This window comes from Rhizobium indigoferae, assembly GCF_034554815.1.
Lineage (GTDB): Bacteria > Pseudomonadota > Alphaproteobacteria > Rhizobiales > Rhizobiaceae > Rhizobium > Rhizobium leguminosarum.
Genome location: NZ_CP140635.1, coordinates 4187851 through 4211681, shown reverse-complemented (window position 1 = coordinate 4211681; position 23831 = coordinate 4187851). Strand labels below are relative to the sequence as shown.

At 62.1% G+C, this 23831-nt stretch carries 24 protein-coding genes; 11 read left to right on the top strand and 13 right to left on the bottom strand.

Features of this window, described 5'->3' with window-relative positions; all coding sequences use genetic code 11:
* Positions 1-32 precede the first annotated feature (32 nt).
* The 3 genes from U5G49_RS20765 to U5G49_RS20755 all read left to right on the top strand — a co-directional run bounded on the left by U5G49_RS20765 (position 33) and on the right by U5G49_RS20755 (position 2779).
* Entirely contained in the window at positions 33-986 is a 954-nt protein-coding gene (locus tag U5G49_RS20765; RefSeq protein WP_193444602.1) for an ABC transporter substrate-binding protein, read from the top strand.
* 123 nt (positions 987-1109) lie between these two features.
* Positions 1110-1988 (top strand): ABC transporter permease, encoded by an 879-nt coding sequence (locus U5G49_RS20760; RefSeq protein ID WP_011653881.1) that lies wholly within the window; start codon positions 1110-1112, stop codon positions 1986-1988.
* Positions 1985-2779 (top strand): ABC transporter ATP-binding protein, encoded by a 795-nt coding sequence (locus tag U5G49_RS20755; RefSeq protein ID WP_018448239.1) that lies wholly within the window; start codon positions 1985-1987, stop codon positions 2777-2779. Before U5G49_RS20760 ends, U5G49_RS20755 begins: the two co-directional genes overlap by 4 nt.
* Positions 2780-2815: 36 nt before the next feature.
* Here the strand turns inward: U5G49_RS20755 and U5G49_RS20750 are convergent, their stop codons facing one another.
* Together U5G49_RS20750 and U5G49_RS20745 are read right to left on the bottom strand one after the other, a co-directional pair.
* The gene (locus tag U5G49_RS20750; protein ID WP_017995428.1) at positions 2816-3457 is read right to left on the bottom strand and encodes a LysE family translocator; all 642 of its coding nucleotides are present in this window, start codon (positions 3455-3457) and stop codon (positions 2816-2818) included.
* A gap of 85 nt (positions 3458-3542) precedes the next feature.
* Positions 3543-4394: an SDR family NAD(P)-dependent oxidoreductase gene (locus U5G49_RS20745; RefSeq protein WP_193444603.1), complete on the bottom strand. Its 852-nt coding sequence runs from the start codon at positions 4392-4394 to the stop codon at positions 3543-3545.
* A gap of 177 nt (positions 4395-4571) precedes the next feature.
* On the opposite strand from U5G49_RS20745, the gene U5G49_RS20740 reads away from it, so the two are divergent.
* Positions 4572-5795 carry an argininosuccinate synthase gene (locus U5G49_RS20740; RefSeq protein ID WP_115157127.1) on the top strand — a complete coding sequence of 408 codons (1224 nt, stop codon included), beginning with the start codon at positions 4572-4574 and terminating at the stop codon, positions 5793-5795.
* Between the two features lie 71 nt (positions 5796-5866).
* Here U5G49_RS20740 and U5G49_RS20735 read toward each other — a convergent pair whose 3' ends face one another.
* Together U5G49_RS20735 and U5G49_RS20730 are read right to left on the bottom strand one after the other, a co-directional pair.
* Positions 5867-7078, bottom strand: a complete 1212-nt coding sequence (locus U5G49_RS20735) for an adenylosuccinate synthetase (protein WP_193444683.1) — start codon at positions 7076-7078, stop codon at positions 5867-5869.
* 58 nt (positions 7079-7136) lie between these two features.
* A complete protein-coding gene (locus U5G49_RS20730; RefSeq protein ID WP_193444604.1) occupies positions 7137-8039 on the bottom strand; it encodes a hypothetical protein in 903 nt (300 codons plus the stop codon).
* A gap of 171 nt (positions 8040-8210) precedes the next feature.
* On the opposite strand from U5G49_RS20730, the gene U5G49_RS20725 reads away from it, so the two are divergent.
* Complete coding sequence (locus U5G49_RS20725; RefSeq protein WP_028733546.1) at positions 8211-8879, top strand: NUDIX hydrolase; 669 nt, start codon at positions 8211-8213, stop codon at positions 8877-8879.
* Positions 8880-9048: 169 nt separating this feature from the next.
* Entirely contained in the window at positions 9049-9690 is a 642-nt protein-coding gene (locus tag U5G49_RS20720; protein WP_012759334.1) for a LysE family translocator, read from the top strand.
* 106 nt (positions 9691-9796) lie between these two features.
* On the opposite strand, the gene U5G49_RS20715 is transcribed toward U5G49_RS20720, so the two are convergent.
* Entirely contained in the window at positions 9797-10228 is a 432-nt protein-coding gene (locus U5G49_RS20715) for a hypothetical protein (protein WP_193444605.1), read from the bottom strand.
* A gap of 227 nt (positions 10229-10455) precedes the next feature.
* On the opposite strand from U5G49_RS20715, the gene U5G49_RS20710 reads away from it, so the two are divergent.
* The 4 genes from U5G49_RS20710 to ppa all read left to right on the top strand — a co-directional run bounded on the left by U5G49_RS20710 (position 10456) and on the right by ppa (position 15976).
* Complete coding sequence (locus U5G49_RS20710; RefSeq protein ID WP_193444606.1) at positions 10456-12543, top strand: M3 family metallopeptidase; 2088 nt, start codon at positions 10456-10458, stop codon at positions 12541-12543.
* A 157-nt stretch (positions 12544-12700) separates the two neighbouring features.
* A complete protein-coding gene (gene typA, locus U5G49_RS20705; RefSeq protein WP_018243938.1) occupies positions 12701-14521 on the top strand; it encodes a translational GTPase TypA in 1821 nt (606 codons plus the stop codon).
* Positions 14522-14735: 214 nt separating this feature from the next.
* Positions 14736-15242: a GNAT family N-acetyltransferase gene (locus U5G49_RS20700; RefSeq protein ID WP_193444607.1), complete on the top strand. Its 507-nt coding sequence runs from the start codon at positions 14736-14738 to the stop codon at positions 15240-15242.
* 200 nt (positions 15243-15442) lie between these two features.
* Complete coding sequence (ppa, locus tag U5G49_RS20695) at positions 15443-15976, top strand: inorganic diphosphatase (protein ID WP_011653868.1); 534 nt, start codon at positions 15443-15445, stop codon at positions 15974-15976.
* 4 nt (positions 15977-15980) lie between these two features.
* Here ppa and U5G49_RS20690 read toward each other — a convergent pair whose 3' ends face one another.
* Entirely contained in the window at positions 15981-16292 is a 312-nt protein-coding gene (locus U5G49_RS20690; RefSeq protein ID WP_028733542.1) for a DUF167 domain-containing protein, read from the bottom strand.
* Entirely contained in the window at positions 16289-16579 is a 291-nt protein-coding gene (locus U5G49_RS20685; RefSeq protein ID WP_018448228.1) for a YggT family protein, read from the bottom strand. The genes U5G49_RS20690 and U5G49_RS20685 overlap by 4 nt, the downstream gene beginning before the upstream one ends.
* Before the next feature lie 139 nt (positions 16580-16718).
* Between U5G49_RS20685 and U5G49_RS20680 the strand changes: the two genes are divergently transcribed.
* A complete protein-coding gene (locus U5G49_RS20680) occupies positions 16719-17954 on the top strand; it encodes an MFS transporter (protein ID WP_182564503.1) in 1236 nt (411 codons plus the stop codon).
* A 10-nt stretch (positions 17955-17964) separates the two neighbouring features.
* Here the strand turns inward: U5G49_RS20680 and U5G49_RS20675 are convergent, their stop codons facing one another.
* The 6 genes from U5G49_RS20675 to hemC are packed head-to-tail and all read right to left on the bottom strand — an operon-like array spanning position 17965 to position 23821.
* A complete protein-coding gene (locus tag U5G49_RS20675; protein WP_032980581.1) occupies positions 17965-18738 on the bottom strand; it encodes a glutamine amidotransferase in 774 nt (257 codons plus the stop codon).
* A complete protein-coding gene (locus U5G49_RS20670; protein ID WP_012759325.1) occupies positions 18707-19192 on the bottom strand; it encodes a tellurite resistance TerB family protein in 486 nt (161 codons plus the stop codon). The genes U5G49_RS20675 and U5G49_RS20670 overlap by 32 nt, the downstream gene beginning before the upstream one ends.
* A gap of 17 nt (positions 19193-19209) precedes the next feature.
* Positions 19210-20832: a heme biosynthesis protein HemY gene (locus U5G49_RS20665; RefSeq protein ID WP_193444608.1), complete on the bottom strand. Its 1623-nt coding sequence runs from the start codon at positions 20830-20832 to the stop codon at positions 19210-19212.
* A 4-nt stretch (positions 20833-20836) separates the two neighbouring features.
* Positions 20837-22108: a COG4223 family protein gene (locus U5G49_RS20660; RefSeq protein ID WP_193444609.1), complete on the bottom strand. Its 1272-nt coding sequence runs from the start codon at positions 22106-22108 to the stop codon at positions 20837-20839.
* A gap of 59 nt (positions 22109-22167) precedes the next feature.
* On the bottom strand, positions 22168-22884 hold the full coding sequence (locus U5G49_RS20655) for a uroporphyrinogen-III synthase (protein ID WP_193444610.1): 717 nt from the start codon (positions 22882-22884) through the stop codon (positions 22168-22170).
* 7 nt (positions 22885-22891) lie between these two features.
* Positions 22892-23821, bottom strand: coding sequence for a hydroxymethylbilane synthase (gene hemC / locus U5G49_RS20650; RefSeq protein WP_018448223.1), 930 nt, complete (start codon positions 23819-23821; stop codon positions 22892-22894).
* Between the last annotated feature and the right edge of the window lie 10 nt (positions 23822-23831).

Below are 23831 nucleotides of genomic sequence, written 5' to 3'. Positions count from 1 at the left end.
AAGTGGCGCCAAAATCATTCAGGAGGATCCCCATGCGCCCGATTTTGCTCGCTCTTGCCGCCAGTTTGGCCCTTTCCCTGCCCGCAAAGGCCGATGACGTCACCGTCGCCGTGACGGCGATCGTCGAACATCCGGCGCTCGATGCGGCGCGCAAGGGCGTTCTCGATGCGCTGACAGCCGCCGGCTATAAAGAGGGCGAGAACCTGAAATTCGTCTTCGAGTCGGCGCAGGGCAATCCGGCGACAGCAGCCCAGATTGCCCGCCAGTTCGCCGGCGACGAGCCCAATGCCATCGTGCCGATCTCGACGCCCTCGGCTCAGGCCGTCGTTTCCTCGACGCGTGACATTCCCGTCGTCTTCACGGCCGTCTCCGATCCGCTTGGCGCCCAACTGGTCAAGAACATGGACAAGCCCGGCGGCAATGTCACCGGCCTTTCGGATATGTCGCCGGTCGCCGAGCACATAGCGCTGATCAAGGAAATCCTGCCTGATGTGAAAACCATCGGCTATCTCTACAATTCCGGCGAGGCGAATTCCGTTTCGCTGCTCGCCGTGCTGAAGGCTGAAGCCGAAAAGGCTGGCCTGAAGGTGGTCGAATCGGCTGCCACCAAGTCGGCCGAGGTCCAAGGTGCGGCACGCGCACTCGTCGGCCGCGCCGATGCGATCTACATTCCAACCGACAACACAATCATCTCCGCGCTCGAAGGCGCCGTCGCGGTTGCCGAGGAGAGCAAGCTGCCACTCTTTACCGCTGACACGGATTCGGTTTCGCGCGGTTCGATCGCCGCCCTCGGCTTCAACTATTATGATGTCGGCAAGCAGACCGGCGAGATCGTCGTGCGCGTGCTGAAGGGTGAGAACCCCGGCGACATCGCGGTCAAGACCGCCGCCGGCAGCGATCTCGTCGTCAACAAGGCGGCGGCCGAGAAGATGGGCGTCACCCTGCCGCAGAGCGTGCTTTCTCGCGCCAACAAAGTCATCGAATAGTCGGCCGGTACGTCTAGCGCCTTCGTCGTATTCAGCCGCTCTCGTTTGCACGGGAGCGGTTGTTTGTATTAAAAGGCTCCGTTTCGCGACGGGCGGAACGGACACAAAAAGGGGCTGAAAGCCTTGAGCCAAATCGCATTCTGGGGGGCCGTCGAGCTCGGCCTAGTCTATTCTTTCGTCGCTCTCGGCGTCTATCTCGCCTTTCGAGTTCTCGATTTTCCTGACCTGACGGTCGACGGCTCCTTTCCGCTTGGCGCGGCGGTGACAGCCGTGCTGATCATTGCCGGCGTCAACGCCTGGCTCGCGGCTCTGATCGCCATGGCGGCAGGTGCCGCTGCGGGCATGGTGACGGCGCTGCTCAACGTGCGCTTCAAGATCCTCAATTTGCTCGCCTCGATCCTGACGATGATCGCGCTGTTTTCCGTCAATCTGCGCGTGATGGGCAAACCCAATGTCGCCCTCATCAATGCCGACACGATGATCAGCCCGTTCTTCGGCCATGGCCTTCGCGATTTCTACGTGCGGCCGCTCTTCGTCGGTGTTCTGGTCGTCATCGCGCTCATCCTGGTCTGGCGTTTCCTGGAAAGCGATGCGGGCCTGGCAATGCGGGCGACCGGCGCCAATGCAAGGATGGCGCGGGCCCAGGGCGTCGATACCAGCCGGCAGATCTATCTCGGCATGGCGATCTCGAATGCGCTGGTGGCGCTCGGCGGCGCCCTGTTTGCCCAGACGAACGGCTTTGCCGACGTCACCTCAGGCGTCGGCACGATCGTCGTCGGCCTCGCTGCCGTCATCATCGGCGAGACGCTGCTCGGGCGGCGCGGGTTGCTGATCGCGTTGATCGGCTGTGTGCTCGGCTCGATCCTCTATCGCATCGCGATCCAGCTGGCGCTTTCGAGCGACGTCATCGGTCTGCAGGCGTCCGATCTCAATTTCGTCACCGCCGTGCTGGTGACCGTGGCGCTCATCCTTCCCCGTTTGCGTGGAGGTGCCGCGTCGTGATCAACCTCAAGAACATCAAGGTCGTCTTCGGGCGCGGCACGCCGCTGCAGAAGCAGGCGCTCTCGGGTGTCAGCCTGACGATCGAGGAAGGCTCCTTCGTCACCGTCATCGGCTCGAACGGCGCCGGCAAATCGACGCTGCTCGGCGTGCTCGCCGGCGATGTGCTGGCAAGCGAGGGGCAGGTGCTGATCGGCAATGCCGACGTGACGCGCAAGACGACGGCGGCGCGCGCCGGACTTGTCGCCCGGGTCTTTCAGGATCCGCTGACCGGAAGCTGCGGTGCCTTGTCGATCGAGGAGAACCTGGCGCTTGCGGCGCGGCGCGGCGAGCGGCGCGGGCTTGTTTCGGCGCTTGGCGCAAAACGGCGCGAGCATTTTCGCGAGAGGATCGCCGAGCTCAATCTCGGGCTGGAGAACCGCATGAAGGACCGCATGGACCTGCTGTCCGGCGGCCAGCGGCAGGCGGTCTCGCTTGTCATGGCGACGCTGGCGGGCTCGGAAGTGCTGCTGCTCGACGAACATACGGCCGCCCTCGACCCCGGCATGGCAGAGTTCATCATGGGCCTGACCCAGAAAATCGTTTCCGAGCGCAAGCTGACGACGCTGATGGTGACGCATTCGATGCGCCAGGCGCTCGATTATGGCCACCGGACGGTGATGCTGCATGGCGGCGAGATCGTGCTCGATGTCGCCGGCGACAGCCGCAAGACATTGCAGGTCGAGGATCTGATCGCGATGTTCCGCAAGATGCGCGGGCAGACGCTGGATGATGACGCCCTGCTGATCGGCTAAGGCCGACAGCGGGCGGACCGATTAAATGGCTGCGGGCTATTTCGCCTGGGTGAGCAGGATCTTCGCGGCGAAGACCGAGAAGACGCCGGCGAAGGTGTAGTCCATGCCGCGCAGCACTTTCTTGTTGTTCTGCAGCCAGGAGGCCAGCCAGTCGGCGGCAAAGACGACGCTGGCATTGACCGGCATGCCGATCAGGATGAAGCAGAAGCCGAGAAAGAGCAGCTTTTGGGTGACGGCTGGATCGCCGGCGCTGACGAATTGCGGCAGGAAGGTCATGAAGAAGATGATGACCTTGGGGTTCAGAAGATTGACCCAGAAGCCCGACGAGATGTTCGAAAGTGGCGTGCCCTTCTGCTCCTCGACCTTGGCGACGGTGAGCTTCGAGCCGAAGCGGATCGCCTGCACCGCCAGCCAGAGCAGATAGGCGGCACCGCCGGTCTTCAGGATCAGGAAGGCGGTCGGCGAGGCGGTGATCAGCGCCGAAATCCCGAAAGCGACCAGCATGGTGTGGACGACGATGCCGAGGCTGGTGCCGACGACAACGAAGAGAGCCGCCTTCTTGCCCTGGGCCAGCGCGCGGCTGATCGACAGCGTCATGTCGGGGCCTGGGGTCGCCGCAAGCAGCAGCGTCGCGGCGGCAAAGGCCAGAAGGGTCGGCAGGCTGGGCAGGAAATCCATGACACACTCTGAAAGCCGGAAAGGATCTGGGGATCTCTTACCCAGCTTTCAGAAAATTACCAATCAAACCTTCTGATGGCGCCGATTACTTCTGGTCGAGGAAGGCCTTGAACTTGTCGGCGAAGTCCTTGTGCCAGCGTGACAGCGGCGGACGATTCTCGATGATATCGCCGGCCGCCCAGGCCATTCGGCGTTCGTCGACCGGACGCGCCACGTCATTGTCGGGGCAGAGAATATAGAAATCGCCGCGTTCGAGGCTTTCGACCATGAAATCGACCGTCTGTTCCGGCGTCCAGGCGGCGGCCGGTTTTTCCGAGCGGTCGCCCTTGGTGAGGCCGGTGAAGACGAAGCCGGGGATCAGAAGATGGGCGGAGATCTTTCCGCCTTCGGTGTTGCGAAGCTCATGCTGCAACGCTTCGGTGAAGACTTTCACACCAGCCTTGGAGATGTTGTAGGCGGGATTGCCGGGCGGTGTGGTGATGCCCTGCTTGGAGCCGGTGTTGATGATCAGGCCGGGCTCGCCGTGCGACAGCATCTTCGGGCCGAAGGTGCGCGTGCCGTTGATCACGCCCATCAGGTTGACGGCGAAGATATGGTCCCAGTTCGCCTGCGGGCTGAAGATCGAGGTTTCCGGGCCGATGCCGGCATTGTTCATCAGCACGTGCACACGGCCGAAACGCTGGAGTACGGCGCGCTCGAGCGCCTCCAGGGATTCCTTGACTGCGACGTCGGTCTCGACCGCCATCACATTTTCCTCGCCGGCAATGGCCTTGAGTTCATTGGCGGCGTCGGCCAGCCGATCGCCGCCGAGGTCGGCGATGGCGACGCTCATGCCGCGTCCGGCGAAATATTTCGCCGCGGCAAGACCGATGCCGGAGGCGCCGCCGGTGATGACGGCAACATTGGACTTCTTGAAAATGTCTTGAATATTCGTCACGGGGCAGCCTCTCCTCGAGCATTTGCGGACGCTGGCGAATATGGGCTCCGCTTTCGCGCTGTCAAACGGTATCGGCACCATCAGCGTCGCACTTGGCCTTGCGTCACGCGCCAATCTCGCTAAAAGTGCCGCGACACCGGGTTTTCGCCGGCCTTTTATGCAACGGACCTCATCATCATGGCATCATACAAAGACGTGAAGAAAGTCGTTCTCGCCTATTCCGGCGGCCTCGACACCTCGATCATCCTGAAGTGGCTGCAGACGGAGCTCGGCGCCGAAGTCGTCACCTTCACCGCCGATCTCGGCCAGGGCGAAGAGCTGGAGCCGGCGCGCAAGAAGGCCGAGATGCTCGGTATCAAGGAGATCTATATCGAGGATGTGCGCGAGGAATTCGTGCGCGATTTCGTCTTCCCGATGTTCCGCGCCAATGCCGTTTACGAGGGCGTCTACCTGCTCGGCACCTCGATCGCCCGGCCTCTGATTTCCAAGCATCTGATCGATATCGCCCGCAAGACGGGTGCGGATGCGATCGCTCACGGCGCGACCGGCAAGGGCAACGACCAGGTCCGTTTCGAACTGTCGGCCTATGCCCTGAACCCCGACATCAAGATCATCGCGCCGTGGCGCGACTGGGCGTTCAAGAGCCGCACCGACCTGCTCGCCTTCGCCGAACAGCATCAGATCCCGGTTGCCAAGGACAAGAAGGGCGAGGCGCCGTTCTCGGTCGACGCCAACCTTCTGCATTCTTCTTCCGAGGGCAAGGTTCTTGAGGACCCCTCCAAGGAGGCGCCTGAATATGTGCATATGCGCACCATTTCGCCTGAGGCCGCACCTGACAAGGCAACGACCATCAAGGTGGGCTTCGAGAGAGGTGACGCGGTTTCGATCAATGGCGTGCGCATGAGCCCGGCGACGCTGCTCGCGACACTCAACAATTACGGCCGTGACAACGGCATCGGCCGTCTCGACCTGGTCGAGAACCGCTTTGTCGGCATGAAGTCGCGCGGTGTCTACGAGACACCAGGCGGCACCATCCTGCTTTCGGCGCATCGCGCCATCGAATCGATCACGCTCGACCGTGGTGCCGCCCATCTCAAGGACGAGATCATGCCGCGCTACGCCGAGCTGATCTATTACGGCTTCTGGTTCTCGCCGGAGCGCGAGATGCTGCAGGCGCTGATCGACAAGAGCCAGGAGCATGTCGAAGGCGAAGTGACGCTGAAGCTCTACAAGGGCAATGTCATGGTCATCGGCCGCGAAAGCGAAAAGTCGCTCTATTCCGACAAGCTCGTCACTTTCGAGGACGATCAGGGCGCCTACGACCAGAAGGATGCGGCCGGCTTCATCAAGCTCAATGCCCTGCGCCTGCGCACGCTCGCCAAGCGCAACCTCGTGAAATAATCACGGTTCACCTTCGAACCGGATATCAGCCCGCCGGCATCGCCGCGCGGGCTCTTTTATTGCTCCGCGATTCACGCGGCGACTGCATCCACATGCAGCCTGACATCACCGCGACGCGGTCCCCAGCCTTCGGCCCAGAGCGGCAAGCCGACAAGATTGGCTATGCGCGATGCCGCTTTGGCAGGGTCTAGCCGCATTCCCTCTCCGTTATCCGTCACGGCAAAGCCATCGTCCGCCTGATCGAGACAAGTCACTGCCAGCCCGGCTTTGACGGCGATACCGCCGCGGTCCAATGCCAGATCGTGTGCAATGGCCTCGCGCAACACGCCGAGATCGAGCGGGGCGAGCCTTAAGGTACCCTGCCACTCGTTTGGCGCATTGGTGGGATCTGCGACATTGATGCCAGGGAGCGCGGAAACTTCGCCCTTGAGGGGCCCTGCGCCATGCCGGGTGGTGTAGCAGCGCGTCGCATATGTTGCGTCCAGCTCTGTGATACCGGCCTCGACGGCGATAGCGAGCATGTTCGCGAGCCCGGTATTCGAACGGGTGACGTGTGGAAAGGCGCCACTATCCTGATCGAGCAGCAAACCTTGGGCGGCCTCGAAGATGATGGTGCCGCGTTCGCACAGCCGTCGGTCGGGCCAGAGCGTGACGCGGTCGAGATAGGCGGCGCAATCGGCCTCGAAGTGGCCGATGGTGATGTCGTCGGCCAGCGCGGTGGCGAGTTCTGCGGGCAAGGCGGTGATGCCCAGCGCGGCAAGCCGGACTGGTACCCAGGCGTCGCGGATGGAGACAAGGCGGGCGCGCAGATCGGGGCGGAACAGATCCTTCGTCGAGAGGGCGAATTCCGGGCGCAGATTGCGCTCGATGGTCTCGCCGAAGCCGAGGCCGCAACTGCCGTGGCGGGCGGTGCCGCGTGCCAGCTCCAAGGCCTGGTTGATGATGACGTCGAACGGCGTCGTTACCAAGGCACGTGGATCGCTGCTGATCTTCGGCGTCACACCAAGCTGGCCGAGGGCCGCCAGCTCGTCGAGCAGCAGCATCGGATGGGCGACGAAGAAACGGCTGAAATGTGTGGCCGCCCCGGCAAAGCTGCCGGAGCCGACATGATGAAAGACATGGCGGGCGCCCGCGGCACCAACCACGGTGTGGCCGGCTTGGGCGCCGCCATTGCTGCGAACCACCACGGCCCCCGGCGTGGCCGCGGCAAGGCAATCGACCATCAGTCCTTTGCCTTCATCGCCATAAAGCGCGCCGATCACGGCCTGTGCTTGGGTACTCATCATGCTGCTCCTCAAGATGGCGCCCAGAGCCATCGCCCCGGGCTTTGGAAGGTCTGGCTTAGAAGAAGGGCAGCAGGCGCCGCTTCGGACGAATGCCGATGGCCTTGGCGACGGCTGCCGCTGCCGCACCGGGCCAGCTTGCGGCCACGTCGCCCGGATCCCGACCCTCGGTGATCTCGATGATCGAAACCACCAGTTCAGCAATGCGTCTGTGATCATCGAGCACGAAAGTGCGGCCAGGTAGCAATGGCTGCCAGCTCTCGAGCACCCGGTCGAGCCTCGTGGCCGCATAGCCCTCGCGGATGACGATGTGGAAGACCTCGTAGGACCTCTGCGCCATCGCAAGGCATTCCCGGGCGCTTAGACCGCGCGGCGGTTCGATGCCAAAGATGCGCGCGATCTGGTGGGCGGCCAGGCCGTTGTGAACCGGTTCGTCGCCAATGGTGAAGAGATAGCCCTTGCGGCCGCGCTTTTCGAAGGCATCGGTCGAGGTCTTGAGGGCCGCCAGAAGGTGGGCGGCGCTGTAGCTCTCGCCATCATTGCCACCGCCGTTGCCTTCCAGCCACAAGGCGCGGATCTGGCTGGCAAGCGAGATATCGGCCTCGAACTGGGTGGCCTGCAGAGGGGCCGCATCGGTCAACGCATCTCCGACCGCTGCCACCATGATATGTGGATCGGACACCGGGCGGCGGTCGTAGATCTCCGATGTCAGGGTGATGAGCCCGCCGCGCATGAGCTCATGAGCGATCATGCCCATCGAGCCAGTTACATCCGAGGCTAGAATAATCGGGGTCGATTGCGGATTGTAGGCGCTGTCGCGACTCTCGCGGGTGGAAAAACGCGCCGGATCGAACTGCGGATCGATGCCGGTGGCACCGAATACCTCGGACCGGCTGCGGCCATCCACATGGCGCGCATTGTAGGCGGCCCAGTCGCCCGTGCTGAAACGTCCCATACCCATGGCATCACTCCTTTGCTTATTGCCTGGCGATCGGCTCCGGTGTCACCCGCCGCCTTTCGTTGATCATGATATAAACTTGCAAAGTGCATTTTGCAAGTTGCTATTTGCAAATTGTTATTTTTGCGGTCGGCCGCTATGAGGGCCAGGACAACACTGGCCGGGAGGATGCTGATGGCAGAGGATGAATTTGCACGGCCGATCGTGACAGTCGACATCGTTTTGCTGACGCTGCACGAAGGACGATTGTGTGTCGCGTTGCTGCCGCGGTCCGCCGAGCCGTTTGCCGGCGTTCCGGCGCTGATTGGCGGCTATGTGCATACGGACGAGGATGTCGATGCGGAGGCAGCCGTGCGGCGCATCCTCAAGGCCAAGGCAGGGCTCGAGGGCATATTCTTCGAACAGCTCGGAACCTTCGCTTCGGCGCGGCGCGACCCCCGCGACTGGTCGGTATCGATTGCGTATTTTGCATTGGTCCCACAGGGAGCACTGGCTGGCGGCACAAGCCCTCTCGAATTGCGGCCGGCCGAGGCGGCAGGCGAACTGCCCTTCGACCACAATGGGATCGTCACCGCCGCGCTGGAGCGGTTGCGCGGCAAGGGCGCATACTCGACCATTCCCGCGAGGCTGCTTCCAGAGGTCTTCACAATGTCGGAACTGCAGGCAATCTATGAAATGGTCATGGGTGAACGGCTGGATCAAAGTGCCTTTCGCCGCAAGATCAACGATCTCGATCTGCTCGAAACGGTCGAGGGCGAAAAGCGGCAGACTGAGCGGGCCCGGCGACCGACGACACTCTATCGGTTGAAGACGCCAGTTGCTGTGTTCGATCGAAGAATTTGAGTGCATCGGCTGCCCCTTTCTCATCGAATGGGTGGCGGACTGCACGGCGAAACATCTGCTGTGGGAGAGACGTTGCCGCGATTGCATCTCCCTTTCGTGGCCACGTAGCCACCCTTGACGGATGGCCGTGATCGCTTAGTCTGCGGTCATCATCTTCCGGAGCATTTCCATGACGCAGTCACTGCTCTTCGGCGCCTTTCTGGCGGCGCTCTTCTACGTGCTCATTCCAGGACCTGCCTTCCTGCAGCTGCTCGGCATCGGCGCCGGGCAGGGCCGCAAGGCCGGCGCTTTCTTCATGATGGGGCATCTGGTCGGGGATCTTATCTGGTCGTCGCTGGCGCTGATCGCGATCGTCGGCGCAAAGACGATCGGAACCTTCGTCTTCGACCTGCTCGGCCTTGCCTGCGGTTTCTACCTCGCCTGGATCGGCTGGAGCGCCGTCAATGCCAAGCCGAAAGCGGAGGGGCAGGCGCTTGTTGTGGTCGAGCGGCCGTTTCGTCGCGGTCTGATCTTTGGCGTCACCAATCCGAAGGGCTATCCGGTGGCGCTTGCCACCTTCACCGCACTGGTTGCTGGCTCGGCCGGCGCGCTCGATTTCGAGGCGCTGCCGGTGCTGCTGGTCGTGTCGTTCGTCGGTTTCGTGACGGCCGACATCATCCTGATCGGCATCATCGGCGCCGGTACGGTGCGGCGCTTCTATCGCGCCCATGAGCGGTTGATCGTGCGCTGCTCCGGCGTGCTCTTCATGGGATTTGCCGCCCAGGCGCTCTGGCACGCAACGCCCGGCCTGCTCGGCTGGCGCAAGGCCTGATTAAAGCGCGCCGCGCCAAACTTGAATCATGCGACGCGCTTGTCTTTAGTTGTTATGCATGTCGCTATCCTAAAACCGCTGCGCACTTTTCGGCATCATGCTCCGATCAGCCATCGAGGAAATTGACGATCGATTTCAGCGTCTGGACCTCGTTAGCATCGCCGATCGACATGGCGACCTGCAGCTGGCTCTTGTAATAATCGAGGAAATTGAAGCTGGTGCCGTCGGTGACGCTGGAGAGATCGATGACGTTGCCGAGTGGATCGATCGCATGCATCGGCAGCGGTTCGGAGATCGCGGCGTAGGTATTCTGATCGATCAGGCCGCTGTCGAAGCTCTGGCGCGCGTAATTGCGCAGCTCGCCAGGGCTGACCGCGGTGAAATCCGGGCCTTCGCCAACTTCGTCTTCGATCTGGAACGAGGCCGGGGCGACAGCTCTGGTCTCGATTTCAATATCAGAGGTCTTCGAACTTTTTGCGTTATTGGGATTGTTTTTAAAAAGCAAACTCTGAGAAGACCGCACAGAAAAAATTTCCATGGCGCATGTCCCCTTACAAGAAGAACATCGGAAAACTAGCGCCTGCGCGTGATTCGCGTCAATCGTTAACGATTGGTTAATTTTCACGTACCAATTGTTGTCCACCAGATTTGACGGACGTCCATCAGATTGGCAGACGGGGCAAAAGGCCCTACCCGGCAACATACCAATTTCACGACGGCTCTCCTATATTGACGATCCATCTGCATGCCAAAAGGAATTCTCCGATGCCTTCTCCACATGATTTCAATCCAGCGCTGGTGACCTGGGACGGTCTTCACGGCCTGCCGCGTTTCGATGCCCTGGATGACGGTGATTTTGCCGCCGCCTTCGAGGCCGCACTTGCCGCGCATGAAAGGGAAATCGACGAAATTGCCGGAAACGGGGATGCGCCGACATTCGCCAATACGGTCGTGGCGCTGGAGATTGCCGGCGACGCACTGTCGCGCGTTTCGGCGCTGTTCTGGAACAAGGCAGGCGCGCATACCAATGATGTGATCCAGGCGCTGGAGCGGGAGATCTCGCCGAAGATGTCGCGCCACTATTCGAAGATCGGGGTGAATGCGGCGCTTTTTGCCCGTATCGACACGCTCTGGGAGAATCGCGAGACGCTTGGCCTGACGCTCGAACAGACACGCGTGCTGGAACGCCATTGGAAAGGCTTCGTCAAATCGGGCGCCAAGCTTGACAAGGCCGAGCAGGAAAAACTCGCCGCGATCAATGAAAAGCTTGCCGGCCTCGGGACGCAATTCGGCCAGAACGTGCTGGCCGACGAGAAAGCCTGGGCACTGGTCCTTTCGGACAGCGCCGAGCTCGAGGGCCTGCCGGAATTCCTTCGTGACGCGATGGCGGCGGCAGCGCGCGAACGCGGCGAAGAGGGCAAATATGCGGTGACGCTGTCACGCTCGATCATCGAGCCGTTCCTGACCTTTTCGGAGCGCCGCGATCTGCGCGAGCAGGCTTTCAAAGCGTGGGTGGCGCGCGGCGAAAATGACGGGGAGACGGACAACCGCGCGGTCATCAGGGAAACGCTGGCGCTGCGCCATCAGGTCGCGACGCTGCTTGGCTACGGCAATTTCGCCGAGCTGAAGCTCGACAACACGATGGCGAAGACGGCGGATGCGGTGAACGGCCTGCTCAAGGCCGTCTGGGCGCGGGCGGTGAAACGCGCCGGCGAGGAGGAGGTCGATATCGCGGCATTGATCGCCGAGGAAGGCCGGAACCACGAGGTGATGCCCTGGGACTGGCGCCACTATGCCGAAAAGATCCGCGCGCGGAAGTTCGATTTCTCCGAAGCCGAGCTCAAGCCTTATCTGCAGCTCGAGAAGATTATCGAAGCCTGCTTCGACGTGGCCGGCCGGCTGTTCGGCATCCGCGCCGTCGAGAAGAAGGGCGTGGCCGCCTATCACCCGGATGTCAGGGTGTTCGAAATCAGGGACCGCGAGGACAAGCTCGTCGCCCTGTTCCTCGGCGATTATTTCGCCCGCAGCTCGAAACGCTCAGGCGCCTGGATGAGCTCGTTGCAATCGCAGCACAGGCTGGAACTGAAGGATGGCCGCCACGGCGAATTGCCGATCATCTACAATGTCTGCAACTTCGCCAAGCCGGTGGAAGGCAAGCCGGCGCTGCTGTCGCTCGATGATGCCCGCACGCTGTTTCATGAATTCGGCCATGCGCTGCACGGCATGCTTTCGAATGTCACCTATCCCTCGGTTTCGGGCACCGGCGTTTCGCGCGATTTCGTCGAGCTGCCGTCGCAGCTCTACGAGCACTGGCTGACGGTGCCCGCTATCCTGAAGCGCTATGCCGTGCATGTCGAAACCGGCGAGCCGATGCCGCAGGTTCTGCTCGACAAGGTGCTGGCAGCCCGCACTTTCAATGCCGGCTTCAATACGGTCGAGTTCACCTCGTCAGCGCTGGTCGACATGGCGTTTCACACGAGAACGACCGTCGAGGACCCGATGGCGGTGCAGGGTGAGGTGCTGGCCGAGATCGGCATGCCGAAGTCGATCGTCATGCGCCATGCGACGCCGCACTTCCAGCACATCTTTTCCGGCGGTTATTCGGCCGGTTATTACTCCTACATGTGGTCTGAGGTACTCGACGCCGACGCCTTCGCCGCCTTCGAGGAGACGGGAGACGCCTTCAACGGCGAGATGGCGCGCAAGCTCAAGGACAACATCTATTCCGTCGGCGGCTCGGTCGATCCGGAGGACGCCTACAAGGCCTTCCGCGGCAAGCTGCCGAGCCCGGATGCGATGCTCGTCAAAAAAGGACTTTCGACCTTCGAGGAATTGACAGGCAGCGACGCCTAAGACAATTTGATGACATGCGATGATGCGGCGGGGCGACAGCCTTGCCGTAGCTTTTGCGCGTTCCCCCCTTTCGCAAACGCAAAAAAAACTGTATGGACGCCCCAAACTAATAGGCGCGCCCTCTAGAGCGTGCGCCCCAGCTTCAGAGATTTCACATATGGCACTTCGCAATATCGCGATCATCGCGCACGTTGACCATGGCAAAACGACCCTGGTGGATGAGCTTCTCAAGCAGTCCGGCTCGTTCCGCGAAAATCAGCGTGTCGCTGAGCGCGTGATGGACTCGAACGATCTCGAAAAGGAACGCGGCATCACCATTCTCGCCAAGGCGACCTCGGTGGAATGGAAGGGTGTCCGCATCAACATCGTCGACACCCCCGGCCACGCCGACTTCGGTGGTGAAGTCGAGCGCATTCTCTCGATGGTGGATGGCGCGATCGTTCTCGTCGATGCGTCCGAAGGCCCGATGCCGCAGACCAAGTTCGTGGTCGGCAAGGCGCTGAAGGTTGGCCTTCGCCCGATCGTCGCAATCAACAAGATCGACCGTCCGGATGGCCGCCACGAAGAAGTCATCAACGAAGTCTTCGACCTCTTTGCAAACCTCGATGCGACCGACGAGCAGCTCGACTTCCCGATCCTCTACGGTTCGGGCCGCGACGGCTGGATGAACGTCAATCCGGAAGGTCCGAAGGATCAGGGTCTTACGCCGCTTCTCGACCTGGTGCTCAAGCATGTTCCGGAGCCGACCGTCCACGAAGGTCCGTTTACGATGATCGGTACGATCCTCGAAGCCAACCCCTTCCTCGGTCGCATCATCACCGGCCGCATCAATTCCGGTTCCATCAAGCCGAACCAGGCAGTGAAGGTTCTCCACGCTGACGGCAAGACGATCGAAACCGGCCGTATTTCCAAGATCCTCGCCTTCCGCGGCATCGAACGTCAGCCGATCGAAGAAGCGCATCAAGGTGATATCATTGCGATCGCCGGCCTTTCCAAGGGCACGGTCGCCGATACCTTCTGCGATCCTTCGATCACCGCACCGCTGCCGGCGCAGCCGATCGATCCGCCGACCGTCACCATGTCCTTCATCGTCAACGATAGCCCGCTGGCGGGCACCGAAGGCGACAAGGTGACCTCACGCGTCATCCGCGACCGTCTCTTCAAGGAAGCAGAAGGCAACGTCGCCCTGAAGATCGAAGAAGCCGAAGGCAAGGATTCGTTCTACGTGTCCGGCCGCGGCGAACTGCAGCTCGCTGTTCTGATCGAAACCATGCGTCGCGAAGGCTTCGAGCTTGCCGTGTCGCGTCCGCGCGTCGTGATGCACAAGGATGAAAGCGGCCAGCTTCTTGAGCCGGTCGAAGAGGTCGTCATCGACGTCGACGAAGAACATTCCGGTGTCGTCGTGCAGAAGATGTCCGAGCGCAAGGCCGAAATGGTCGAGCTGCGTCCGTCGGGTGGCAACCGTCTGCGCCTGCGTTTCTACGCACCGACCCGTGGCCTGATCGGCTACCAGTCGGAACTGCTGACGGACACGCGCGGTACGGCGATCATGAACCGCCTGTTCCACGACTACCAGCCCTACAAGGGTGTGATCGGTGGCCGCGTCAACGGCGTGCTGCTCGCCAACGCTCCCGGCGAAGCCGTCGCCTATGCGATGTTCAACCTGGAAGATCGCGGCCCGATGATCATCGAGCCGGGCGAAAAGGTCTATGCCGGCATGATCATCGGCATCCATTCGCGCGACAACGACCTTGAAGTCAACGTCCTGAAGGGCAAGCAGCTCACCAACATCCGCGCCGCCGGCAAGGACGAAGCGGTGAAGCTGACGCCGCCGATCCGCATGACGCTTGATCGCGCTCTCTCCTGGATCCAGGATGACGAGTTGATGGAAGTGACACCGAAGAATATTCGTCTGCGCAAGATGTATCTCGACGCAAACGATCGCAAGCGTTTCGAAAAGTCGAAGGCCGCTCTCTGAGAGCCTGGAGCGCGTCGCACTCTTTCAGAAATCCTTTAAACCCCGGCCTTCACGCCGGGGTTTTTTATTGTGCGCCGCGTCGATTCCATCTTGTGACAATCGTTAAAAAAGCGTTAACTTTTGATCGTCGTCCACATATCAAGTCTGTGGGCAATCGATCACAATGCCGCTGTGCATATGGTTAATTGCCCTCGGCGGGACCAGAGTAAACGTTATGAAGACGTTGTCGATCGATGTCCGGCGGGCCGAGCCGCAAGATGCCCGAGCCATATCGGAAACACACAGGCTTGCCTGGCAACACACCTATGCGGGCATCATTCCCCATCGCGCACTGACGCAGATGATCGAGCGTCGCGGCGAAAGCTGGTGGCGCAAGGCAACGCGCGGCCCGGCAACGCTGCTGGTTCTCGATGTTGCCGGGACAGTCGCCGGCTACGCGACGCTCGGCCTCAACCGCGCCCGCGCTTTGCCGCAGGAAGGCGAGATTTACGAGCTTTATCTTCGGCCCGAGGATCAGGGCATCGGCCTCGGCAGGATGCTGTTCGGCGAGGCGCGCCGGCTCTTGAAGTCGCTCGGCTGCAACGGGCTGGTTGTCTGGTGCCTCGAGGAAAACGAGAACGCCAGCGACTTCTACCGCAATCATGGCGGCGTCGATTTCTGCGAAGGCATGGAGAGTTTCGACCACAGGCAATTGAAGAAGATCGGCTTCATCTGGAGCTGAACGCCCTTCAAAGTGCCACAGCCTCCTTTGGCGTCAGAAAAGACGTGCGGCGCTGGAGTCGGCGTTCGCCTATCTCCTCTTGGAAACTTTTGATGTGAATGTGGCCCGGTGCAGTCAAGCATTGGCGCTGTGCGATGTTGCGTTGCCACATGAAACTGATTATCTGGCTGCCAGCAAATTCAACCTCGCGGGAGTTTCTTATGCGCATCGACGCCATTTCAATCGGTAATAATCCACCTGAGGACGTCAACGTTATCGTCGAGGTTCCGGTCGGCGGTCACCCCATCAAGTATGAGATGGACAAGGAAGCCGGCACGCTGGTGGTCGATCGTTTCCTCTATACGCCGATGACCTATCCGGGCAATTATGGTTTCGTGCCGCACACGCTGTCGGAAGATGGCGACCCGATCGACGTCCTGATCGCCAGCACCCGCCCGCTGGTTCCTGGCTGCGTCATCAATGTGCGCCCGATCGGCGTCCTGAAGATGGAAGACAATTCCGGCAAGGACGAGAAGATCATCGCCGTGCCGTCGCCGAAGCTGACGCTGCGCTATGAAAAGGTGAAGGACTACACCGATCTTCCGGAGATCACGCTGAAGCAGATCGAGCACTTCTTTGAGCACTACAAGGATCTGGAACCCGGCAAGTGGGTGAAGATCTTCGGCTGGGGCGACTCCAAGGAAGCCGGCGAACTCATCCTCGAAGCCGTCGAGCGCGCCAAGAAGAAAGGCTGATTGTTCAGCCTAAAAATATCTCGAGCTTTTTTACCAAATCCTCCGGGTCGCCCTCGATCCGGAGGATTTTTTTGCGCGCGGTCTCACCCGAGACGAGGCTGACGCTGGATTTGGGAATGCGCAGGGATTTTGCGATCAAAAGGATGAGTGCCTTGTTGGCCTTGCCTTTCTCGGGCACGGCAGTGACGCGTGCCTTCAGGAACGCTTCACCCTCGCCGTCGGCCTCGATGCCATCGATCGCGTCCCGCCCGCCATTCGGCGTCAGCCGGACGGCGAGGCGCAGATGGCCATCGAAAAGGCTCCAGGGACGGCTCAAGCGACCAGCGGGTACAGCGTGGTCCAAAGCAGGGTGCGCAGGAAGAAGATGATCAGCAGCAGGATGATCGGCGAAATGTCGATGCCGCCAAGGTTCGGCAGCAGGCGGCGGATCGGCTTCAGCACCGGTTCGGTGACATTATAGAGGAATGTGCCGACCGAATTGACGAACTGATTGCTGGAATTGATAACATTGAAGGCATAGAGCCAGGAAAAAATGGCACTGGCAATCAGGATCCAGGTGTAAATATTCAAAGCCAAATCAATGGTTTGAAACAGCGCAAACATCGTCGTCTCCAATTCGTTGTTGACAGACATGTAGACATTGGCGACTAAACGAGCAAGTGCCGTGTGGAAACGCACGGTGAATCATGTTTAACGGGCGGCTTTGCCGCTATTCCGGCGCCCGTCTCCTCGGAAAACCTCCATGTCGTTTTCGCCCACCGGAGACCGTTTTGCCGCGTTCCGGCATTCGTCCTACACGCGGTTCTTCTTCGCGCGCTTCCTGCTTTCCTTCTCGCAGCAGATCGTCAGCGTCGCCGTCGGCTGGCAGATGTACGATCAGACGGGCAGCGCGATCTATCTCGGTTTGATCGGTCTCGTGCAGTTCCTGCCGTCGCTGCTGCTCATCCTCGTCACCGGTTCGGTGGCCGACCGGTACAATCGCCGGGCGATTGCCGCACTCTGCTCGTTGGTGAGCGCGCTCTGCACGCTGGCGCTGCTGGTTATGACTGTCATGGGGACATTCACGCCCTTGCCTGTTTTCGCGGTGCTTTTGATCTTCGGCATCGAGCGCGCCTTCATGTCGCCGGCGGTGCAGTCGCTGGCACCCAATCTCGTGCCGGAGGAGGCGCTCTCCAATGCCATCGCGTGGAATTCGTCGTCCTGGCAGCTCGCGGCAATCACCGGCCCGGTGCTCGGCGGTCTGCTCTACGGCGTCAGCGCAACGACCGCCTATACGGTGGCGGTGATCTTTTCCGTGCTTGGCGCCGCCCTTCTCTACATGATCCCGAAACCGGTACAGAAGACGACCGGCGAGACCAAGAGCTGGGCGATGATCCTTGGCGGCTTCAGTTTCATCCGCGCCGAAAAGGTGGTGCTCGGCGCGATCTCGCTCGATCTCTTCGCTGTGTTGCTCGGCGGCGCGACGGCACTGATGCCGATTTTTGCACGCGATATCCTCACTCTCGGGCCGTGGGGCCTCGGACTGCTGCGCGCCGCACCCGGCCTTGGCGCCATCGTGATGGCGGTCTTGCTTGCCGCCTATCCGCTCAAACATCGCGCCGGCATCTACATGTTCATCGGCGTCGCCCTGTTCGGCGTCGGAACGATCATCTTCGGCATCTCGACCAACACCGAAGTCTCGATCGCGGCGCTGGCGCTGATGGGGGCGGCCGACATGGTGTCGGTCTATGTCCGCGAGAGCCTGATTGCGCTCTGGACGCCGGATCAGCTGCGCGGTCGCGTCAATGCGGTCAACATGGTTTTCGTCGGCGCATCGAACGAGCTCGGGGAATTCAGGGCGGGTACGATGGCGGCGATCTTCGGCGCGGTGCCGGCGGTCGTCATCGGCGGGATCGGAACGCTTGTCGTGGCGGCGATCTGGGCTTCGAGTTTCCCCAAGCTGCGCAGGATCGATACACTGGACGCGCCCACTCCATAGTCGGAATCGACTATGCGCGGATGGCGATAGAGGACGTCGCCTTCGCCGTCTTTCCCTCGAAGACGATGTCGAGAAATTCGGTCAACCAGGCTTTCAGCGGCGCGTCGAACAGCATGCGGCCTTCGAGATGCTCGCGGCCCTGCTGGGCATTCGGCAGGATGAAGCGATGGGCGCCATGCACGACCCAGCGATGCATCATCACCCGGGTCAGTTCGGCATGGAACTGCAGGCCCCAGGCATTGCCGTCGTAGCGGAAGGCCTGGTTCGGATAGGCATCGCCTTCGGCCAGAAGGTCGGCGCCGCGCGGCAGCTCGAAGCCCTCGCGGTGGAAATGATAGACCATTCTCGGCCAGTGCATCAGCAGGCGGCCCTTCTCGGTCGGGTGCAGCGGATACCAGCCGATCTCGGTCGAGCCGTCGGCATTCGACTGCACCTTGCCGCCGAGATGATGCACCAGCATCTGCGCGCCGAGGCAGATACCGAGGTAGGGGCGTTTTTCCCGCAGGGGAACATCGATCCAGTCGATTTCCTTCTTGATGAAGTCATCGGGATCATTGGCGCTCATCGGCCCGCCGAAGACGACGGCGCCGGCATGGTCTTTCAGTGTTGTCGGAAGCGGCTGGCCCAGAACCGGGCGACGGATATCGAGGCGGTAGCCCTTTTCGACCAGCAATTGGCCGACACGCCCGGGGCTCGACCGCTCCTGATGCAGGACGATGAGGATCGGGCGCCCGTCGCGGTTCTGGTTTTGCTCAGTCGGTATCATCTTGCGCAACCTGGACATCCGTCACCCTGGCGGCGGCCTCCTGCCGCTTCTGGATGCGCTCGCGCGAGGAGACGCCGAGCAGATCGGCGATACGCCAGATCACATGGTCTTCCATCTCGCTGCGTTCGCCATCGGCATAGACGATGTCCCAGAGGACGCCGATCAGCTCGAGGCGTTGCTCGGTATTGAGATGACGTTTCAGGTCGGCGGTGAAGCGATAATAGTCGACGGCGGAGCTTTCGGCCTCAAGGCCGGCGGCTATCAGAGCATCGAGCTGCTTGCCGTCGAGTGCATACTGCTCCTTCAGGAGCTTGCGCAGCCGCTTCTTCTCGCTGGCTTTGATCTGACCGTCGGCCTCCATGACCTGCATGCAGAGCGCTGCCACTGCGATGCGGGGATCATCAGGGGCAAAACCTTTCTTCGGGTGGTCGGCGGTGAGATTCTGGAAGAATGCCTGAAAGCGTTCGAACATGCGGTTTTCGTTCCATTTCAGAAAAGGCGGAGCCGTGTCTTGGGTTCCGGTTCCACCCTGGGATCGCGAACGCCGGGATCATCCGGCAGTCCGCCAAAGAAAGGTTTTGCCTCGCTCGGCGCGGGCGCTTTATCGCCCGCGGCTGGTTCGGCGGGTTTCGGTTTTGCCGATGTCGGTGCCGGGGCCGGCGTGGGGCGCACAGCCTTGGCAATCGTCGCGGCGCGTTCCAGCTCAATGATGCGATGGTCGTTAACCGGGCTTTCCGGCCTGACGTCACGCAGCGGCGGCAGTGTCTTCAAAGCCGTTTCGATCGAGGCCGGTGCCGAACCGTCCTCGAGCGGACCCTCGATCTGGCCGAAGGGCGCCTTCCATTCGAAGGCGTCGAGACCGCCGGTCACCGGAGATACCGGCAGCCATTTGTCGGACACGAAGCCGTCTGCCACCCAGGCCGGATCGCGCGGCGCCTTGAGCGCCTGGGCCAGCCAATGGCGCACGCGACCCTGGTCTCCGGTCTCGGCTTCTTCGATGTCAGCCAATAGCAGGTAGGCGGCTTCACGCGGCTGCATGCGGGCCGCCGCTTCCGCTTTGGCACGAGCCTTGGCGAATTCCTGCGCGTCGAGGGCTGCCTGGGCGACGACGAGAAGGGATTCGACGTTGTTCGGGCGCTGCCCTTCCAGCCGCTCGGCGCGCTTCAGCCGGTCGAGCGTGGAATCGCCGCTGCGGGCCCGGACATAGGCTTGGCCGATCTCAGGATGCGGCGCCGATTTCCATGCCTGTTCGAGGATCGAGGCGGCCTTGCGCACGCCGCCTTCGCGAAACAGCGCCTTTGCGGCAATGAGGGCGGCCGGAATGAAATCGGCGGCAAGCTTCAGCGCCTGCAGGGCGTCGTCGCGGGCACCCGTCGGGTTGCTTTCCAGCTTCTCGCTGGCGCGCGCCGTCAGGAGGACGGCGTGCAGACGGTTGGCTTCGGCCTTTTCGACGACGCGGGCGGCCTTTTGCTGTTCGAGCAGGCGGATCGCATCATCCCAGCGGCCGGCTTGACTGCGATATTCGAGGGTCGCCTGTGCGGCCCAGGGCAGATATGGCGCGTTGTCGGCAGCCTTTTCGGCATATTGGCGGGCCGCCTCGTTGGCCCCGAGACGGCGGGCTTCCAGATAGAGGCCGCGCAGGCCAAGCTCGCGCGTCTCTGGATCGTTGGCCATGGCCTCGAACTTGGCGCGCGCCTCGTCATGGCGGCCTTCGATCAGGGCGGCCTGGGCCTCGAGCAGGTTGATCAGCGGTTCCTGGTCGGCGCGGATGAGGCCACGCGAGCGGGCGGCCATCTTGCGGGCGAGCAACGCATTGCCGGCGCCGGCGGCGATCAGGCCGGTCGACAGCGCCTGATAACCGCGGTCCCGCTTGCGGGCGCGGAAATAACGCGTCACCGAATGCGGCGAGGTCCAGACGAGACGGACGAACCACCAGGCGATCATCACGGCGGCGATGAGGGCGATGATCGCGCTGGCGGCGACGATCAGCCTCGTCTGGTAGATCTGGCCCTCCCAGATCAGCGAGAGGTCACCGGGACGATCGGCGAGCCAGGAGAAGCCATAGGCGAGAAGCAGCACGAAGAGGGCGAAGACGACAAGGCGGATCAGCATGGTCTCATCCTTCCTTGCCGGTGCCGGAAACCGCTTTCGACAGCGCCCCGCCGACCAGTTCCTCGACGCGGATGCGCGCTTCGAGCGATTGCTTGAAGGCGGTGGACGCCTGCTTGCCGCGGGCCGGCAGATTGTTCCATTCGGCGGATGCGCCGGGCAGGTCGCCGCTTTTCACCTTGTCCTCCATGCGGGCGACGATGGCTTCGACGCTTTCGCCCTCGATATTGCCGACGGGACGGACGCTCACCAGCGATTTGGCGCTCGACATCAACCGGTCCGACCAGCTCTGGTTCGGATCCGGCTGGTTGACGGCTTCGACGATCGCGGTGGCGACATCGGGAACCTCGCCCACCAGCTCGGCGCGTGAGGGAATGCCGGTCTCGGCAAAGGCTCTGAGGTCGGCGACAGCAGGATCGTCGGGTGCGACGCCGGCGAAGGTGTCGAGTTCGGCCAGGAACGGGCCACCACGATCGATCGCCGCCTTCAGGGCGGCGGCGGCGATGGCACGGGCAACGGCAACGTCCTCGCGCGGTTCGTTCAGCTTCTTTTCGGCCTCTTCGAGGCGCTTGGCGATATCGGCGCCATTCGTCGTCTGCTGCTCGGATGACTGGGTAAGCGTCGAGCGCAGCTGGTCGACCTGACCGGTCAGTTCCGCAATCTTCTGGTTGAGTGCCTCGACGTTAACAGAATCAGCCGGGGCGGCGACCGCGGGCGTTTTCGCAGCCGTTTCCAGCGCAGCGACGCGCTTCTCAAGCTCACCATTATCAGCGCTCGCCGGATTGGCGGCAAGGTTGGCGACGGCCTGTTTCAGGCCGTCGATCTCGCCGGAAAGATCGGCCGTTTCCGGCGAGGTCGTCTGCGGCGCGGAGGAGCCTGGGAGGTAGCCGGCATACTGGATAGCGCCGGCGCCAAGCAGCGCCACCAGGCCGCCGAAAATGCCCGCGGCAATGAAACCAGAGGTGCCGGCGCTCTTCGGCGCAGGCTGTTCGGGAGGAGGCGTGAAGGAAGGTTCTGGTGCTGCCGGTTCCTCCTCCGGCGCATCCATCACAGGCTTCTCTTCATTTTCGGCATGCGACGCAGTCTCGGTTTCGGGCGGCAGGCCGACATCGGCGGCAGCGGTGCTGTCGGCGTCGGCAGTTTCATTGTCTACCGGTTTTTCGGTATCGGCTGCAGCGGCGAATTCCTGTGCATCGAGGTCGATCGTGACCGGCTCGTCGGCGCTCTTCGAATGGCGTGGCGGGTTTCCCGATACCATGAGGTCCTCTTTATTCTGCATTGCAACGAAACTAGACAGTGATGCCAGTTAAGGGAAGAGGTTAGATCAAATTTGGGCGGTTAGAGCCTTCGAAGCAGCGACAGAAGACTTTTCTCATCCGCCATCGGTGAAATCTCGACGCTTTTTTTTAGAGCCGTCGGGATGGCTTGCGCCACCGTTTCGCTGAGGCAGAGAAGGCGGCTTCTACTGTGTTCCGGCCCGGCTGATAGGAATTCCGGCATGCGAAAGAAATCCACGGCCGTCTGGCGGGAATAGAAGAGGATGGCGTCCGGGTAACCGTTAGCGAAGATCGCGTCGATCTCGGCGGGATCGGGGACGGCCGGCTGCATGCGGTAACATTCGGCGACGGAAAAATGGATGCCGAGCTCGCGCAATCTTCCTTCCAAAGTCTCGGCGCGCGGGGTGCCAGCGAGGTAGAGCAGCGTGCCCGGTTTCTCCGCCGCGATGAGATCGGCGAGATCGCGGCCGTTGCCCTGGGATGAGGCGACCGATCGGAAGCCGAGGCTGCGCGCTTCTTCGGCCGTCGTTTCGCCCACCGCAAAAAGCGGGCGGGCAAGATGCGGGTGAAGTTGCTCCCCGAGAGCGGAGAGGACCCTGATGGCTTCGGCGCTGGTCACGGCGATTGCGCCGCTGGTGGTTGCAAGCGCGGCTAGGGCGGCGGCGCTGTCGTGCAGCGGCTGACGCAGCGGCAGCAGCAGGGGCTCGTGGCCCATATCGCGCAAACGTTGTGCGGTTCTCGTCGCCGAATGCGCGGGGCGGGTGACGAGCACGCGCATGGCCGCTTCAGTGCCAGTCGTCGAAAAAGGCGCTGCCGGCCCTTGCGCGCACGTCCTGGCCGGCGCGGGTCCCGAGTGCTGCCGCATCGCGGCGGTGGCCGTCGGTCGTCACCGCATGCTGGCTGCGGCCGTCGGGGGTGATGATGAGGCCGGAGAACCGGATCAGGTCGCCTTCGCAGACGGCATAACCGCCGATCGGCGTGCGGCAGGAGCCGTCGAGTGCCGCAAGGAAGGCGCGTTCGCAGGAGACGGTGTCGAAGGTCGGGCCGTCGTTGACCGGCGCCAGCAGATCGTCGACCCTGGCATCGCCGATGCGGCTTTCGATGCAGATCGCCCCCTGCGCCGGCGCCGGCGGGAAGGTGTCGGGGTCGAGGATATCGGTCAGCACGTCGACCTTGCCGAGGCGTTTCAGGCCTGCAAGCGCCAGCAGGGTCGCATCCACCTCGCCCGCTTCGAGCTTGCGCAGGCGGGTTTCGACGAGGCCGCGGAAGGTGATGACGTTGATGTCGGGCCGCATGCGGCGGATCAGTGCCTGGCGGCGCAGCGATGAGGAACCGACGGTGGCGCCATGCGGCAGGTCGATCAGTTTGCGCGCGGTGCGGCCGATGACGGCGTCGCGGATATCTTCACGCGGCAGATAGGCGGAGAGATAAAGTCCCTCGGGCAGCTTCGTCGCCATGTCCTTGGCGGAATGCACGGCGAAATCGAGCTCGCCGGCGGTAAGCTTCTGCTCAAGCTCCTCGGTGAACAGGCCCTTGCCGCCGATCTCGGCCAGCGACCGGTCGGTGATGCGGTCGCCCTTGGTCGTCAGCACGACGATCTCGAACATTTCCTCGGGCAGATGATGCGCCGCCATCAGCCTGTCGCGAGCCTCATGCGCCTGGGCAAGCGCCAGCGGGCTGCCTCGCGTGCCGATCCGGAAAGGTTTTGTTTGCATCCGCTCTATT

Coding starts and splice junctions, on each gene's coding strand:
- U5G49_RS20765 (WP_193444602.1), top strand. CDS start 33: ATGCGCCCGATTTTGCTCGCTCTTGCCGCCAGTTTGGCCCTTTCCCTG.
- U5G49_RS20750 (WP_017995428.1), bottom strand. CDS start 3,457: ATGGATTTCCTGCCCAGCCTGCCGACCCTTCTGGCCTTTGCCGCCGCG.
- U5G49_RS20740 (WP_115157127.1), top strand. CDS start 4,572: ATGGCATCATACAAAGACGTGAAGAAAGTCGTTCTCGCCTATTCCGGC.
- U5G49_RS20735 (WP_193444683.1), bottom strand. CDS start 7,078: ATGAGTACCCAAGCACAGGCCGTGATCGGCGCGCTTTATGGCGATGAA.
- U5G49_RS20730 (WP_193444604.1), bottom strand. CDS start 8,039: ATGGGTATGGGACGTTTCAGCACGGGCGACTGGGCCGCCTACAATGCG.
- U5G49_RS20725 (WP_028733546.1), top strand. CDS start 8,211: ATGGCAGAGGATGAATTTGCACGGCCGATCGTGACAGTCGACATCGTT.
- U5G49_RS20720 (WP_012759334.1), top strand. CDS start 9,049: ATGACGCAGTCACTGCTCTTCGGCGCCTTTCTGGCGGCGCTCTTCTAC.
- U5G49_RS20715 (WP_193444605.1), bottom strand. CDS start 10,228: ATGGAAATTTTTTCTGTGCGGTCTTCTCAGAGTTTGCTTTTTAAAAAC.
- U5G49_RS20710 (WP_193444606.1), top strand. CDS start 10,456: ATGCCTTCTCCACATGATTTCAATCCAGCGCTGGTGACCTGGGACGGT.
- typA (WP_018243938.1), top strand. CDS start 12,701: ATGGCACTTCGCAATATCGCGATCATCGCGCACGTTGACCATGGCAAA.
- U5G49_RS20700 (WP_193444607.1), top strand. CDS start 14,736: ATGAAGACGTTGTCGATCGATGTCCGGCGGGCCGAGCCGCAAGATGCC.
- ppa (WP_011653868.1), top strand. CDS start 15,443: ATGCGCATCGACGCCATTTCAATCGGTAATAATCCACCTGAGGACGTC.
- U5G49_RS20685 (WP_018448228.1), bottom strand. CDS start 16,579: ATGTTTGCGCTGTTTCAAACCATTGATTTGGCTTTGAATATTTACACC.
- U5G49_RS20680 (WP_182564503.1), top strand. CDS start 16,719: ATGTCGTTTTCGCCCACCGGAGACCGTTTTGCCGCGTTCCGGCATTCG.
- U5G49_RS20675 (WP_032980581.1), bottom strand. CDS start 18,738: ATGTCCAGGTTGCGCAAGATGATACCGACTGAGCAAAACCAGAACCGC.
- U5G49_RS20670 (WP_012759325.1), bottom strand. CDS start 19,192: ATGTTCGAACGCTTTCAGGCATTCTTCCAGAATCTCACCGCCGACCAC.
- U5G49_RS20665 (WP_193444608.1), bottom strand. CDS start 20,832: ATGCTGATCCGCCTTGTCGTCTTCGCCCTCTTCGTGCTGCTTCTCGCC.
- U5G49_RS20660 (WP_193444609.1), bottom strand. CDS start 22,108: ATGCAGAATAAAGAGGACCTCATGGTATCGGGAAACCCGCCACGCCAT.
- U5G49_RS20655 (WP_193444610.1), bottom strand. CDS start 22,884: ATGCGCGTGCTCGTCACCCGCCCCGCGCATTCGGCGACGAGAACCGCA.
- hemC (WP_018448223.1), bottom strand. CDS start 23,821: ATGCAAACAAAACCTTTCCGGATCGGCACGCGAGGCAGCCCGCTGGCG.